Source organism: Hydrogenophaga sp. RWCD_12 (genome assembly GCF_046604225.1).
Classification (GTDB): domain Bacteria; phylum Pseudomonadota; class Gammaproteobacteria; order Burkholderiales; family Burkholderiaceae_C; genus Hydrogenophaga.
Map to the genome: position 1 here is coordinate 414,136 of NZ_JBKIXC010000001.1, position 13,489 is coordinate 427,624.

The window sequence follows — 13,489 nt, forward strand, 5'->3', positions numbered from 1 at the left end:
CTGGCCGACAGAACAGGAGCTGTGCGCGGTGAGAACAGATGACGTCCTTGAGGTGATGCACGAACTGGTGGCCTTCGTCCGTGTGGCGGAGGCGGGCAGCTTTTCGGCCGCGGCGCGGCAGCACGGACTCACGCCCTCGGCCGTCAGTCGGCAGGTGGCGCGGCTGGAGAAGGCGATGGGCGTGGCCCTGCTGCAGCGGAGCACGCGGCAGCTGCGCCTGACCGAGGCGGGCCTGGAGGTGCTGGAGCGCGGGCGCGAAATGGTGGCGGCCGCACAGGCCACGGTGCGCGTGGCCGAGGGCCATGTGGGTGAACCCCGGGGCCGGGTGCGCATCAGTGCGCCCAAGGCCTTTGCGCGCCAGGTGCTGCAGCCGCCCTTGCTGGAGTTCCTGCACCGCTACCCGGAGGTGGACCTGCACCTGATGGTGGTGGACCGCCCGGTCGATGCGCTGCGCGAAGGCGTGGATCTGGTGGTGCGCCTGACCGACAACCCGCCGCCTGGCATGGTGGCCCGCGCGCTCATGCAGGTGCAGCAATGCGTGCTGGCCAGCCCGGCCTACCTGGCCGGCCGCGCGCCGGTGCAAACGCCCGAGGACCTGATGGCGCACAGCTGCCTGGCGCTGGGAGAGCAGGAGCTCGACAGCCGCTGGCGTTTTGTGCGGAATGGAGAGTCCGTCGAGGTCGCGGTCGATGGGCGATACACCGTCAACCACAGTGAAATGCGATTGGCCGCGGTGGAGGCTGGCCTGGGTGTGGGCTGCGTGCCCGACTTCGTGGCGCGCGAGGCGCTGGCCGCCGGACGCGTGGTGCGGCTGCTGCCCGACTGGGTGTTCGACAACGCCTACCAGGGCACGGCCTACCTGCTGTTCCCCGCCTCGCGCCACACCGCGCCCAAGGTGCGTGTGCTGATCGATCACCTGGTGGCCGCGCTCGGCCCAGGCGCTCAGAGGGTCTGACCGGGCAGCAGAGCCGACAGGGTCTGCAACGTGTCGGCCTCGTCCACCGACTTGTCTTCCCGCCAGCGCAGCATGCGCGGAAAGCGCACCGCGATGCCGCTCTTGTGGCGCGGGCTGTGCGCGATGCCTTCGAAGCCCAGCTCGAACACCAGCGTGGGCCGCACGCTGCGTACCGGACCGAAGCTCTCGATGGTGGTCGCGCGGATGATGGCGTCGACCTTGGCCATCTCGGCGTCGCTCAGACCCGAATAGGCCTTGGCGAAGGGCACCAACGCGCGGCCTTCGGTGCCCGGCGGCGCGTTCCAGACCGCAAAGGTGTAGTCGCTGTACACGCTGGCGCGGCGGCCGTGGCCGCGTTGCGCGTAGATCAGAACTGCGTCCACGCTCATCGGATCGGTCTTCCACTTCCACCAGGTGCCCGCGGCCTTGGTGCGGCCCACGCCGTAGCCGCTGGTGCGCTGCTTGAGCATGAAGCCTTCGGTGCCACGCTCGCGGGCTTCTTCGCGAAGTTTTGCGAGTTCTGACCAGGTGTCGCCGGTCAGCACCGGGCTGGCGATCAGCAGCGGGTGGTTCAGGTCCTGCACCAGTACGTCCAGCGCCGCGCGGCGCGCGTGCAGCGGCTGTTCGCGCAGGTCCTGGCCGTCGCGCTCGAGCAGGTCGTAGGCCAGCAGCGCCACCGGCAGCTCGCGCAGGATCTTGGGGCCCAGCGTCTTGCGTCCGATGCGCTTCTGCAGGTCGGCGAAGGGCTGTGGTTTCCCTTCTCTCCAAACCACGATTTCGCCGTCGAGCACCGTGCCCTCCGGCAGCGCATCGCCCAGCGCAGCCAGTTCCGGGAAGCGTTCGGTCACCAGTTCCTCGCCGCGCGACCAGAGCCACACCTGGCCCGCGCGCTTCACGAGTTGCGCACGGATGCCGTCCCACTTCCACTCCACCTGCCAGTTGGCGGGTGGGCCGAGCAGTTCGTCGAACCGAACCAGCGCTTCGTTGAACGGATGCGCGAGGAAGAAAGGGTAGGGCTGTCCGCTGGTTTGCTGGTTTTGTTCGGTGGTGCTTTCCGGCGCCACCAGCGCCGCATAGTCGGCGGCCGAGGGCAGGGCGCCGATGTGGGTGTAACCCATGAGCCGCTGTGCCACGCGTTTGGCATCGACATCGGCTACCGCCGCGAGCGCCTGCGTGACCTGCAGCTTGGATACACCGACACGGAAGCCGCCGGTGATGAGCTTGAAGTAGACGAAGCGCTGGTCGTCGGGCAGCGCGACCCACTGCGCACGCAGCTTGTCGGCCAGTGGTTCGGGCTGCAGACCGCGCAGCGGCAGCAAGTGCTGCGTCAGCCATTCGGCCAGCCCGCGATCCACCGGTGCGCTGGCCGGCGGCAGCAGCAGCGAGACGGTCTCGGCCAGGTCGCCCACGGTCTGGTAGCTCTCTTCGAACAGCCACTCGGGCAGACCTGCCGCCGCCTGAGCCAGCTCACGCAGGGCGCGCGTGGGCACGGTCTGGCGCGGCTTGCCGTCGGCGAGGAAGTACACCGCCCAGGCCGCATCGGCGGCGGGTACCTCAGCAAAGTAGCGCTGCAGCGCGGCCTGCTTTTCGCGCGTGGCGGTGCTCGCATCCAGCTCGCGGTAGAGCGCGGCGAACCGCTTCATACAGCAGGCTCCTCTGGTACCACCTCAGGCGCCTTGTCCGGCGCGTCCTCGTCGCCGTACGCGGTCTCGAACGCCTGCGCGTCCAGCCCCAGCTCGGTCAGCCAGCGCACCAGCACCGGCACACTGCCGTGCGTGACACGGATGTGCTCCGCGCCCGTGGCTTTGATCGCGCTCATCAGCCCCGGCCAGTCCGCGTGGTCGGACATGACGAAGCCCCGGTCCACGCCGCGCCGGCGCCGTGTGCCACGCACCAGCATCCAGCCGCTGGCAAACGCGTCGACCGCGTCGGCTCCGAAGCGCTTCATCCACGGCGTGCCCTGGGCCGAAGGCGGGGCGAGCACCAGCGACCGTTGCAGCGCGGTCTTGTCCAGCTCGGTCACGCGGTGTGTGGATGGCAGCGCCACGCCGGCTTCGCGGTACACCGCGTTCAGGGGCTCCACCGCGCCGTGCACGACGATGGGTCCGATGCTGGCGTCCACCCCATGCAACAGCCGCTGCGCCTTGCCGAAGGCGTAGCACAGCAGCACCGAGGCACGGCCCTCGTCGGCGTTGCGGCGCCACCAGGCGTTGATTTCGTCGAACAGCACCGCCTGCGTGGGCCAGCGGTAGACCGGCAGGCCAAAGGTGCTTTCGGTGATGAAGGTGTCGCAGCGCACCGGTTCAAACGGCGCGCAGGTGCCGTCGGCCTCGGTCTTGTAGTCGCCCGAGGCGACCCAGACCCGACCGCCATGCTCCAGGCGCACCTGCGCCGAGCCCAGCACGTGGCCCGCCGGGTGCAGCGAAAGGCGCACCCCGTGGTGTTCGATCATTTCGCTGTAGTCCAGTGTCTGGAGGTTGATGTCGGCACCCAGCCGCTGGCGCAGCGTGCCCGCGCTGTGCGTGTGGGCCAGGTAGTGCGCGTGGCCCCAGCGCGCGTGGTCCGAGTGGCCGTGCGTGATCACGGCCCGCTCCACCGGCCGCCAGGGGTCGATGAAGAAGTCTCCCGCCGGGCAGTACAGGCCTTCTGGGCGGGCGACGATGAGGTCGGAGGCTGGCGTGACCATGGTGCTCACAGTGTGCCGCAGCTGCGTGCGTAAGATGGCGTGACCAGTCACGAGACCCGACGCTACCTATGTCGAAGCAATTCCTCTTCCTCATCGCCTCCACCCGCGAACCCGGCCACGTCGGCAACACCGAATGGCTGGCCCGGCAGGCCGCGGCCAGCCTGTCCGCCGACGCCACACAGACCTGGGTGCACCTCGCCCGCGCCGGCATCCCCGAATTCATCGACCAGCGCCACACCGTCGGCAGCTACCCGATGCCCGAAGTGGGCAGCGTGATGCGCGGCCTGCTGGAGCAGACCCTGGCCTGCACCGACCTGGTCTTCGTCGCGCCGGTCTACTGGTTCAGCTTTCCCGCCACGCTCAAGGCCTACCTGGACCACTGGAGCGCCTGGCTGCGCGTGCCGGGGCTGGAGTTCAAGGCGCAGATGGGCCAGAAACACCTTTGGCTCGTCACCACCAACGGTGACCGCGCGAAGGCGCAACCCATGATCGACTCGACCGCGATGTGCGCGAAGTTTCTGGACATGCCGCTGGCTGGAGTACTGTGGGGCAAGGGCGGGCCACCGGATGCTGCCAAGGGCGATGCCGATGCCGTGGAGAAGGCCAGCAGTTTTTTTCTTGGGTAGCGGCCCAAAGGTGACTCAACTTCTCGGACGGGTACCGGTTTGAGTCTCCAACCGGAGTGACGTTCCTCAACCTCTGCTCCCGACTGGCTCCGAAACTCGAGGAGACTTCACCGGGTGTGCTGTGTTATTTCGAGGTCCGGGCGTGCTGAAACTTTAACGCGCACCAAGGCAATGTTTTATTTGGGGGGTTTCATGCAGAAGTTCCATCAGAGGGCCACGCTGCTCATTGTGATTGTTTGGGCTCTAGGCCTTGCTGCCTGCGGTGGCAACCAGGGCGAGGAGCGCTTGTCCGGTGTCAAGGCGGGCAGTGAATCCACCGACATCCCCAGCTCCGAGCAAACCGCTGCCCTGCTCACGAAGGCTGCCTCTCTCAACAGAGCCGAGCTGCAGCGCGCTGCGCGTACCGTCTCCCGTGACCAGGGGACCGCGTTGTCCTCAGCCGGCAGATCCAAGGCGTCGAATCCTGCCGCCTCCTACCTCCCCACGCCTGCTTTTCGTTTCTACAACAGCCGCGTAGGCTCGCATTTCTACACCAGCAGCGCCATGGAGCGCGACCAGTTGATCGCCCTGGCGTCGGACTTCTCGTACGAGGGGCAGGCGTTCTTGGTGACCGCCTTCGCATCCCCTGGCCTGAGCGTGGTTCACCGGTTCTTCAACTTGCAGAACGGCGTCCACTTCTACACCATCAGCGAAGACGAAAAGGCGTTTGTCAGCGCCAACCTGCCGCAGTTCCAGTACGAAGGGCCGGCGTATCTCGCCAGCCAGGTCCCGGGGGCTGGCCTGAGGCCCTTGCATCGCTTTTACCTGCGCAACAAGGGCTACCACTTCTACACCACCAGTGAAAGCGAAAAGGCCCATATCGAGGCCAATCTGGGGGCAATCTACACCTATGAAGGTGTGGCTTACTACGTACTGGAGCAGGCACCGGCTGAACCGTTCGTTGGCGTGCTGCCGCATTCCGGCGTGACCAGTCAGCAGTGCTACCAGGCCGGTGGCTCCACCCTGGTCGCGTGTGACTCGTCCGGAGCCCTGTCGCTCAACAGCCAGCAAGACGGCCAACGGATCACCCAACACGCCATGAGCTACGGTGAGCTCCCCAATGGCAGTGGAGGCTCCTATGCCCGTACCGAATGTGTCGTGGACAACGTGACTGGTCTGGTCTGGGAGGGGAAAGCCGCCAGTGGCATACGCGCCGGCAGCGCTACCTTCACCCATTACACCGACCCCACCACGGGTCAGAGGTACGACGCGACCTTGGGCTATGTCAGACCCACGCTGACCGAGATCAACGCCTTGACCAACAGCATCGGCTATGTGAACCACGTCAACAGCATTGCTCTGTGCGGTTTCACAGACTGGCGCCTACCCGAGCGCAGTGAGTTGGTGGGCTTGGTGAACTACGGTGTTGCGGGCGCTGGCCTGAAGATCCAGACCGCCTGGTTTCCTCATACGAGCACCAACGGGTATTGGGCAAAGGGAACAACCGGTCCCGGCTCATGGCGCGCTGACTTTGTGGACTTTCAAACGGGTCAGACCCAATCGGGCGAGCGCAATGCCTTCCCGGGTGTTCCCAAAGCCATTCGCCTGGTGCGTGGACCTGGCAAGGATGTGCAGGCAGTCTGCCCTTCCATGCCGACTGCATCGCGCTTTGCGTTGGACGGCGACCGTGTGACCGACCACAAGACCGGGCTGGTCTGGGCCCGCTGTAGCCACGGACAAAGCTGGAATGGCAGCGCATGCACAGGCGCAGCCAGCTCGCTGACCCATGAGCAGGCATTGCAACAGGTGCCTGCCGGCGGTTGGCGCCTGCCCAACGTCAAGGAACTTGCCAGCCTGGCCGATCCCTGGTGCAGCGTGGCAGCCATCGACGCCACGGCTTTCCCCGGTACCACGGGCACCCGGTATTGGTCGGCATCACCCGTGGTGGATGACTCCACGCAAGCTTGGACCGTTGATTTTTCAGACGGACATGTCTTGCCGCTGGCGCGAGTCGGTTCAATGAGCGCGCAAGTCCGTTGGGTTCGTGCTCCATCGTGAAGCCAGCTTCCTGGTGACTCAGGTTTTCAACGGGCTTCGATGGTCACGCTCCGCCGGATATCGATGTGGAGGTCACGGTTTGAGCCGCCGTTATGGCCCGCTTCGCCATTGCCGTTGAAGCGGATGCACGTGCCCGTCGTCGAAGGTATGGGGGCTCTCGGTGCACAGCTTCTTCGGCTTCCTGAACCTGCTGAGGCCCGCCGTTGGCGCTTTTCTTGCTCAACTGCCGTGCGATACTTTTGCTCGTGGCAGTGCGCCTTCATGGCGCTATTGGTGCTTTCTTGAAGTCTGCGTTTTTTGAACTTCTATAACCGCTTCTTGGGCCGGAGTTTTTTTGGCCTGATGTCTTCAGGGATGCTCGAATATCCGGGAAACACACCCGATGCGTCTATCTGCTGCCGATTTTCCGTTTGGAAACCTGTTTCGCCCCAAACGGAAGTTGATTGAAAACGTCTCGGTGATTGTCCTCACCCAGGACTCGGAAACGCGGCTTCCGCTGCTGCTTGAGTCCCTCGCTGGGTATTTCAGCGAAATTGTTGTGGGTGTCGATACGAAAAGTTCGGATGGCACGCTGGCTGCAGCCAGAAAGCTTGCGGGAAAGGTCGTCAGCATTGACAACCCTGCGGGAACCGTCGAGGCGACGATCGAACAGCTGGCGAGCATCTGCTCAAACGAGTGGGTGCTGCGCCTTGATGACGATGAACTGATCTCGCACGGACTGTTGCGGTTCATTGAGCAGCATCTGGAATTCCTGTCGGTTGAAGCCATCGGCATCCATCGAAAATGGTGCCGTGTGAACCTGGCGGGCGCGCATCTTGAGTATTCCACCAACCCACTCTATGGGTATGACTGGCAATGGCGACTGTTTCGCAAGTTCTCGGTGGGTTACTGCAAGGATTTCCATACGCCCGGGATTTGTTTCCGCACGGAAACCAAGGCGCCGCTGGACGGATTCATCGTCCATCTGGACTGGATTTACCGGGATTTTGGCTACCGGAAAAGCAAGGTTGCCAGATACGAAGCGATCAGTGCAGGCAAAGGCCATGGTGCCTACTATCTCTATGAATTGGATTCGATGCACCGATCTTGTTTTGCACCGCTTTTCCTGAGTGAGTTTGACGAAGTTGCAAGGCGCCTTCTTCCGATTCAGGAGAAATCAGACTTGGTTTCCGCGGAGCTTCTGAAGCACGAGAAATACTGATTCCACAATGCGAAGGGGCGACGGTCACCCGTCGCCCCTTCGCTTTTCTGAACCCTTCAGTGGCAATCAGCTGAAAAAGCTCTTTGCCTTCTCGAACCATCCCTTGTCGTTCGGGCTGTGCTTGTGGCCACCCTTCTTGAACGACTCGTCGAGTTCCTTGAGCAGCTTGCGCTGGTGTTCGGTCAGCTTGACCGGCGTCTCGACCGCGATGTGGCAGTACAGGTCACCGGGGTAGCTGCTGCGCACGCCCTTGACACCCTTGCCGCGCAGGCGGAAGGTCTTGCCGCTCTGCGTGCCTTCGGGCAGGTCGATGGTGGCCTTGCCTTGCAGGGTGGGCACGTCGATCTCGCCGCCGAGCGCGGCGATGGTCATGCTCACCGGCACCTGGCAGTGCAGGTCGTCGCCTTCGCGCTCGAAGATGTCGTGCTTGCGCAGGCGGATCTCGATGTAGAGGTCGCCCGATGGGCCGCCATTCTGGCCGGGTTCGCCGTTGCCGCTGGAGCGGATGCGCTGCCCGTCGTCGATGCCCGGCGGGATCTTGATTTCCAGCGTCTTCTGCTTCTTGATCTTGCCCTGGCCGCTGCAGGTGGTGCAGGGCTCGGGAATGATCTTGCCGCTGCCGTGGCAGTGCGGGCAGGTCTGCTGCACGCTGAAGAAGCCCTGGCGCATCTGCACAACGCCCTGGCCGTGGCAGGAGGTGCAGGTCTTGGCACTGGTGCCCGGCTTGGCGCCGGTGCCCTTGCAGGTTTCGCAGTCGTCCCAGCTGGGAATGCGGATCTGCGTTTCCTTGCCGGTGGCCGCTTCTTCGAGGCTGATCTCCATCGCGTACGACAGATCGGCACCGCGGTAGACCTGACGGCCACCGCCGCCACGGCGCTGGCCACCGAAGATGTCGCCGAAGATGTCGCCAAAGGCTTCGCCGAAGCCGGCAAATCCTTCCGCGCCTGGGCCGCCCGGGCCGCCGCGCATGTTGGGGTCCACACCGGCGTGGCCGTACTGGTCGTAGGCCGCCTTCTTCTGCGGGTCCGACAGCATCTCGTAGGCCTCTTTGGCCTCCTTGAACTTTTCTTCGGCGACCTTGGCGGCGTCTCCCTGATTGCGGTCAGGGTGGTGTTTCATCGCCAGCTTGCGATACGCCTTCTTGATCTCGTCGTCCGAAGCGTTCTTGGGCACGCCCAGCACTTCGTAAAAATCGCGTTTGGCCATGGTGGTGAATCGGGGTGGCGGTTGAGCAGAAACGCCGCGTCAGGTTGCCCCGACGCGGCGATGGGTTGAACGCGGGAGCGTGGCGATCAGCCCTTCTTCACTTCCTTGACTTCGGCGTCGACGATGTCGTCGTCCTTGGCGGAGGACGATGCACCGGCAGCGGCCTGTTCGGCACCACCGGCAGCGCCGGCCGCCGCGGCTTCGGCCTGCGAGGCGGCGTACACCTTCTCGCCCAGCTTCTGGCTGGTGGTCATCAGTGCTTCGGTCTTGGCTTCGATCGCGGCCTTGTCGTCGCCCTTGGCGGCTTCCTCGAGGTCCTTGATCGCGGCTTCGATGGCTTCCTTCTCGCCGGCGTCCAGCTTGTCGCCGTGCTCACCCAGCGACTTCTTCACGCTGTGCGCCATGGCTTCGGCCTGGTTGCGGGCCTGCACCAGCTCGACCTTCTTCTTGTCGTCGGCGGAGTTCAGCTCGGCGTCCTTCACCATCTTCTGGATCTCTTCTTCCGACAGGCCGGAGTTGGCCTTGATGGTGATCTTGTTTTCCTTGCCGGTGCCCTTGTCCTTGGCGCCGACGTGCAGGATGCCGTTGGCGTCGATGTCGAAGGTCACTTCGATCTGGGGCATGCCGCGCTGTGCGGCCGGGATGCCTTCGAGGTTGAACTCTCCCAGCAGCTTGTTGCCGGCGGCAATCTCGCGCTCGCCCTGGAACACCTTGATGGTCACGGCCGGCTGGTTGTCTTCGGCGGTCGAGAAGACCTGCGAGAACTTGGTCGGGATCGTGGTGTTCTTGGCGATCATCTTGGTCATGACGCCGCCCATGGTTTCGATGCCCAGCGACAGCGGGGTCACGTCCAGCAGCAGCACGTCCTTGCGGTCACCGGAGAGCACCTGGCCCTGGATGGCGGCGCCCACGGCGACGGCTTCGTCGGGGTTCACGTCCTTGCGCGGGTCCTTGCCGAAGAACTCCTTGACCTTCTCCTGCACCTTGGGCATGCGGGTCATGCCGCCGACCAGGATCACGTCGTGGATGTCACCGACGGCCACGCCGGCGTCCTTGATGGCGGTACGGCAGGGGGCGATCGTGCGTTCGATCAGCTCTTCCACCAGGGCTTCGAGCTTGGCGCGCGTGAGCTTGATGTTCAGGTGCTTCGGGCCCGAGGCGTCGGCGGTGATGTAGGGCAGGTTGATGTCGGTCGCGGCCGAGCTGGACAGCTCGATCTTGGCCTTCTCGGCGGCTTCCTTCAGGCGTTGCAGGGCCAGCACGTCCTTGGACAGGTCCACGCCCTGGTCCTTCTTGAACTCGCCGATGATGAAATCGATGATGCGCTGGTCGAAGTCTTCGCCGCCCAGGAAGGTGTCGCCGTTGGTCGACAGCACTTCGAACTGCTTCTCGCCATCGACGTCGGCGATTTCGATGATGGACACGTCGAAGGTGCCGCCGCCCAGGTCATACACGGCGATCTTGCGGTCGCCCTTTTCGGTCTTGTCCAGGCCGAATGCCAGCGCGGCCGCGGTGGGCTCGTTGATGATGCGCTTGACTTCCAGGCCGGCGATGCGGCCAGCGTCCTTGGTGGCCTGGCGCTGGGCATCGTTGAAGTAGGCCGGCACCGTGATCACGGCTTCGGTCACGGCTTCGCCCAGGTAGTCCTCGGCGGTCTTCTTCATCTTGCGCAGGATGTCGGCCGAGACCTGCTGGGCCGAGATCTTCTTACCGCGCACTTCCACCCAGGCGTCGCCGTTGTCGGCGGGCACGATGGAGTAGGGCATCAGGTCGATGTCCTTCTGCACTTCCTTCTCGGTGAACTTGCGGCCGATCAGGCGCTTGATCGCGTAGAGCGTGTTCTTGGGGTTGGTCACGGCCTGGCGCTTGGCCGAGGCGCCGACCAGCACTTCACCGTCTTCCTGGTAGGCCACGATCGACGGCGTGGTGCGCGCACCTTCCGAGTTTTCGATCACCTTGGTGGTGTTGCCTTCCATGATGGACACGCAGGAATTGGTGGTGCCCAGGTCGATGCCGATGATTTTTCCCATTTTTTTGCTCCGGTTCGAAAGATTGAATAACTGTGTGGGTGGGCTGTGGGCCCGTTGTGGAGGAGGTGTGGATAACCGGTGGACTTTTCAAGACCGGCTGGCCGGGATTCCTGCCTTTATTTGGGGGCCGCGACGGTCACCAGGGCCGGGCGCAGCACGCGCTCGGCGATCAGGTAGCCCTTCTGCAGCACGCTGACCACGGTGTTGGTCGGCTGGTCGGCGGGCACGAGGCTGATGGCCTGGTGCTGGGCGGGGTCGAATTTGGCACCGGCTTCGGGGGCGATGGCGATCACCTTGTTGCGCTCGAGCGCGCTGCGCAGCTGCTTGAGCGTCGCGTCAGCGCCTTCCCGGATCTGCTGCACCGAGGCTTCCTGCGCGGCGAGGCCGGCTTCCAGGCTGTCGAGCACCGGCAGCAGGCTCTCGGCAAAGCTCTCGACCGCGAACTTGCGGGCCTTGCTGATTTCTTCGTCGGCGCGGCGGCGGGCGTTTTCGGCCTCGGCCTTGGCGCGCAGGAACTGGTCGGCCAGATCGGCGTTCTTGGCCTTGAGGTCGCTGACCTCGTTGGTCAGGGCGGCCAGCGCGTCGGCTTCGGCCACCGCGGCAGCGGCCAGCGCTTCTTCGGTGCTCTGGTGGGCGGTCTGGGGGCTGTCGGCGGGGTTCAGTGGTTGGCTCATGGCAAACAAGGTTCCAGAAAATCAGGGCAAAGCTGCCCGTGCGCGGCACATGGGGGCGCCCGTGGGGGCTTCAAGGGGGCGACAGGAAAAAAGCCAGTGCGGCCTCAGAATGGCGGGTTTTCAGCCCCAAAACACGAGGAAAACCGCATGAAACTGATTCGCCACGGCCTTCCCGGCGCGGAAAAACCCGGTCTGATCGACGCGGGCGGGGTATTGCGCGACCTGTCGGGCGTGGTGCCGGACATTGCCGGCGCCGTGCTGGGGCGTGATTCTATGCGGCGGCTGGCGGCGCTCGATGCGGACTCGCTGCCGCTGGTGCCGGCCGGCGCCCGTCTGGGTCCCTGCGTCGGGGCGGTGGGCAATGTGGTCTGCATCGGCTTGAACTACGCCGAGCATGCGGCCGAATCGGGCATGAAGGCGCCGGGGCAGCCGATCGTCTTCAACAAGCACAACGGCGCCATCAGCGGCCCCGACGACCACATCTGGATCGCGCCCGGCTCGCAGAAGCTGGACTGGGAGGTGGAGCTGGGCGTCGTGATCGGCGAGCGCAGCTTCCAGGTCAGCGAGGCCGATGCGCTGAACCATGTGGCGGGCTACTGCCTGGTCAACGACGTGTCGGAGCGCGCGTACCAGATCGAATACGAAGGCCAGTGGACCAAAGGCAAGAGCTACCCGACGCACTGCCCGATCGGCCCCTGGCTGGTGACGCCCGATGAGCTGGGCAATGTGCAGGACATCGACCTATGGCTGGATGTCAACGGCCAGCGTCGCCAGACCGGCAACACGCGGACCATGATTTTCGGCGTGGCGCAGATCGTGAGCTACCTCAGCCGCTTCATGGCGCTGCAGCCAGGTGACGTGATCCCGACCGGCACCCCGCCGGGTGTCGGCATGGGGCACAAGCCGCCGCTGTTCCTGCGCGAAGGCGACGTGGTCACGCTGGGCGGGCGCGGCCTGGGGCAGCAGCGCCAGACCGTCGTGCCAACCCCCTGAAGCGAGCGCGGGGCCGATTCAGGGCGAGAGCGTTGCGACCGGGCTCGGGGTGGCAGCTACCGCCATCGCTGCCCGTGCCTGCAACTGGGCCCAGCGGCCGGCGAACTGCTGCACCTCGGTCATGCGCCGGGCAAGTTCGGCGCCCTGGGGCGTGAGGCGGTAGCCATCGCCGGTGTGGTCGACCAGCCGCGCGGCACGCAGTTCCTTCAACCGGGTGTTGAGGGTGTTGGGCGTGACGCCGCCGACGCTGTCCTGCAGCAACCGGAAAGTCTGCGGGTGCCCGTCGCTCAGGGCCCAGATCACGCGCATGGCATAGCGCGATTCCAGCAGGTCGAACAGCTGAATGACCGCCGCTTGGTCTTTGGCACTCATGGGTTGTCTCCTGGACCAGCCTTCTGTGTCGAGGCTTGAACCCACTATACGGCGCGCGCTAGCAGTTCGCTAGCTGGGCAAGCCCGTGAGACGGGGAAAGCACGGTCGGGATTTACCCGGATTGCAGAACGTGGCCCTCACGCTCCAACGCTGCGCGGGTCGTTAGCCCCGGTACACCTTGCGCAGCAGGGTCTTGAGGGTGTCCAGCTCCTGCGCCGTGAGGCGGCTGGCCACATCGCTTTCCAGCTGGGTCGCGGTGGCCTGGGCGCTCTTCTGCAGCTTCCTGCCTGCGGGCGAAAGGTGCAGCCCCTGGGCGCGCCGGTCGGTCGGGTGGGGCCGCCGTTCGATCAGTCCGCGCTGGTCCAGGCTCTTGATCATGCCCACCAGGTTGGGCGGCAGGATGTCCAGCGCCGAGCAAAGCTGGCGCGAGGTGATGCCCGGGTTGTGGGCGATCAGCGTCAGCACCGAGAAGTCGACCGGACGCATCCCGTAGGTCGCCATGCGCTGCAGGAACACGCCGATCACCGCCAGCGCCGCACGCCGGGCGTTGTATCCCAGCAGTGTTTCGAGGTAGCTGGTGTCGATGCCGGATTCGGTATCGACCGACGGCGCGGCTGCGGCGGAAGCGGCGGTCTTGCGCGGTGCGCGCGGGCGGCGCAGGGTGTTGGCGACGGAGGTTTCGGACATGGGTGCCAAGGATAACGGGGTC

General features: G+C 65.0%; 11 protein-coding genes and 1 pseudogene. 5 read left to right on the forward strand and 7 right to left on the reverse strand.

The annotated features are described in order from the left end of the window. Positions 1 to 28: 28 nt before the first annotated feature. Positions 29 to 955 (forward strand): LysR family transcriptional regulator, encoded by a 927-nt coding sequence (locus ACLIJ1_RS02000; RefSeq protein ID WP_411363804.1) that lies wholly within the window; start codon positions 29 to 31, stop codon positions 953 to 955. Here the strand turns inward: ACLIJ1_RS02000 and ACLIJ1_RS02005 are convergent. Both ACLIJ1_RS02005 and ACLIJ1_RS02010 read right to left on the reverse strand, forming a co-directional pair. Then, the gene (locus ACLIJ1_RS02005; protein ID WP_411363805.1) at positions 943 to 2,598 is read right to left on the reverse strand and encodes an ATP-dependent DNA ligase; all 1,656 of its coding nucleotides are present in this window, start codon (positions 2,596 to 2,598) and stop codon (positions 943 to 945) included. The two genes, ACLIJ1_RS02000 and ACLIJ1_RS02005, sit on opposite strands and share 13 nt — an antisense overlap. Further along, complete coding sequence (locus tag ACLIJ1_RS02010) at positions 2,595 to 3,641, reverse strand: ligase-associated DNA damage response exonuclease (RefSeq protein WP_411363806.1); 1,047 nt, start codon at positions 3,639 to 3,641, stop codon at positions 2,595 to 2,597. Before ACLIJ1_RS02010 ends, ACLIJ1_RS02005 begins: the two co-directional genes overlap by 4 nt. Positions 3,642 to 3,709: 68 nt before the next feature. Here ACLIJ1_RS02010 and ACLIJ1_RS02015 point away from each other — a divergent pair, with 68 nt between their 5' ends. The 3 genes from ACLIJ1_RS02015 (at position 3,710) to ACLIJ1_RS02025 (ending at position 7,505) form a co-directional block, all read left to right on the forward strand. Further along, a complete protein-coding gene (locus tag ACLIJ1_RS02015) occupies positions 3,710 to 4,267 on the forward strand; it encodes a flavodoxin family protein (protein WP_411363807.1) in 558 nt (185 codons plus the stop codon). Between the two features lie 192 nt (positions 4,268 to 4,459). Next, positions 4,460 to 6,304, forward strand: a complete 1,845-nt coding sequence (locus ACLIJ1_RS02020; protein ID WP_411363808.1) for a DUF1566 domain-containing protein — start codon at positions 4,460 to 4,462, stop codon at positions 6,302 to 6,304. A gap of 382 nt (positions 6,305 to 6,686) precedes the next feature. After that, positions 6,687 to 7,505 (forward strand): glycosyltransferase, encoded by an 819-nt coding sequence (locus tag ACLIJ1_RS02025; RefSeq protein ID WP_411363809.1) that lies wholly within the window; start codon positions 6,687 to 6,689, stop codon positions 7,503 to 7,505. Positions 7,506 to 7,571: 66 nt separating this feature from the next. Here the strand turns inward: ACLIJ1_RS02025 and dnaJ are convergent, their stop codons facing one another. The 3 genes and pseudogenes from dnaJ to grpE all read right to left on the reverse strand — a co-directional run bounded on the left by dnaJ (position 7,572) and on the right by grpE (position 11,415). Next, complete coding sequence (dnaJ, locus tag ACLIJ1_RS02030; protein WP_411363810.1) at positions 7,572 to 8,711, reverse strand: molecular chaperone DnaJ; 1,140 nt, start codon at positions 8,709 to 8,711, stop codon at positions 7,572 to 7,574. Between the two features lie 86 nt (positions 8,712 to 8,797). Further along, a pseudogene (dnaK, locus tag ACLIJ1_RS02035) lies at positions 8,798 to 10,747 on the reverse strand (molecular chaperone DnaK); the annotation flags it as partial. A gap of 110 nt (positions 10,748 to 10,857) precedes the next feature. After that, positions 10,858 to 11,415, reverse strand: coding sequence for a nucleotide exchange factor GrpE (gene grpE / locus ACLIJ1_RS02040; RefSeq protein WP_411363811.1), 558 nt, complete (start codon positions 11,413 to 11,415; stop codon positions 10,858 to 10,860). Positions 11,416 to 11,562: 147 nt separating this feature from the next. Here grpE and ACLIJ1_RS02045 point away from each other — a divergent pair, with 147 nt between their 5' ends. Then, complete coding sequence (locus tag ACLIJ1_RS02045) at positions 11,563 to 12,408, forward strand: fumarylacetoacetate hydrolase family protein (protein ID WP_411363812.1); 846 nt, start codon at positions 11,563 to 11,565, stop codon at positions 12,406 to 12,408. Positions 12,409 to 12,426: 18 nt separating this feature from the next. Here ACLIJ1_RS02045 and ACLIJ1_RS02050 read toward each other — a convergent pair whose 3' ends face one another. Both ACLIJ1_RS02050 and ACLIJ1_RS02055 read right to left on the reverse strand, forming a co-directional pair. After that, the gene (locus ACLIJ1_RS02050; protein ID WP_411363813.1) at positions 12,427 to 12,780 is read right to left on the reverse strand and encodes a winged helix-turn-helix transcriptional regulator; all 354 of its coding nucleotides are present in this window, start codon (positions 12,778 to 12,780) and stop codon (positions 12,427 to 12,429) included. A gap of 162 nt (positions 12,781 to 12,942) precedes the next feature. Beyond that, entirely contained in the window at positions 12,943 to 13,467 is a 525-nt protein-coding gene (locus ACLIJ1_RS02055) for a MarR family winged helix-turn-helix transcriptional regulator (RefSeq protein ID WP_411363814.1), read from the reverse strand. Between the last annotated feature and the right edge of the window lie 22 nt (positions 13,468 to 13,489).

Coding starts and splice junctions, on each gene's coding strand:
- ACLIJ1_RS02005 (WP_411363805.1), bottom strand. CDS start 2,598: ATGAAGCGGTTCGCCGCGCTCTACCGCGAGCTGGATGCGAGCACCGCC.
- ACLIJ1_RS02010 (WP_411363806.1), bottom strand. CDS start 3,641: ATGGTCACGCCAGCCTCCGACCTCATCGTCGCCCGCCCAGAAGGCCTG.
- grpE (WP_411363811.1), bottom strand. CDS start 11,415: ATGAGCCAACCACTGAACCCCGCCGACAGCCCCCAGACCGCCCACCAG.
- ACLIJ1_RS02055 (WP_411363814.1), bottom strand. CDS start 13,467: ATGTCCGAAACCTCCGTCGCCAACACCCTGCGCCGCCCGCGCGCACCG.
- dnaJ (WP_411363810.1), bottom strand. CDS start 8,711: ATGGCCAAACGCGATTTTTACGAAGTGCTGGGCGTGCCCAAGAACGCT.
- ACLIJ1_RS02050 (WP_411363813.1), bottom strand. CDS start 12,780: ATGAGTGCCAAAGACCAAGCGGCGGTCATTCAGCTGTTCGACCTGCTG.
- ACLIJ1_RS02020 (WP_411363808.1), top strand. CDS start 4,460: ATGCAGAAGTTCCATCAGAGGGCCACGCTGCTCATTGTGATTGTTTGG.
- ACLIJ1_RS02045 (WP_411363812.1), top strand. CDS start 11,563: ATGAAACTGATTCGCCACGGCCTTCCCGGCGCGGAAAAACCCGGTCTG.
- ACLIJ1_RS02015 (WP_411363807.1), top strand. CDS start 3,710: ATGTCGAAGCAATTCCTCTTCCTCATCGCCTCCACCCGCGAACCCGGC.
- ACLIJ1_RS02025 (WP_411363809.1), top strand. CDS start 6,687: ATGCGTCTATCTGCTGCCGATTTTCCGTTTGGAAACCTGTTTCGCCCC.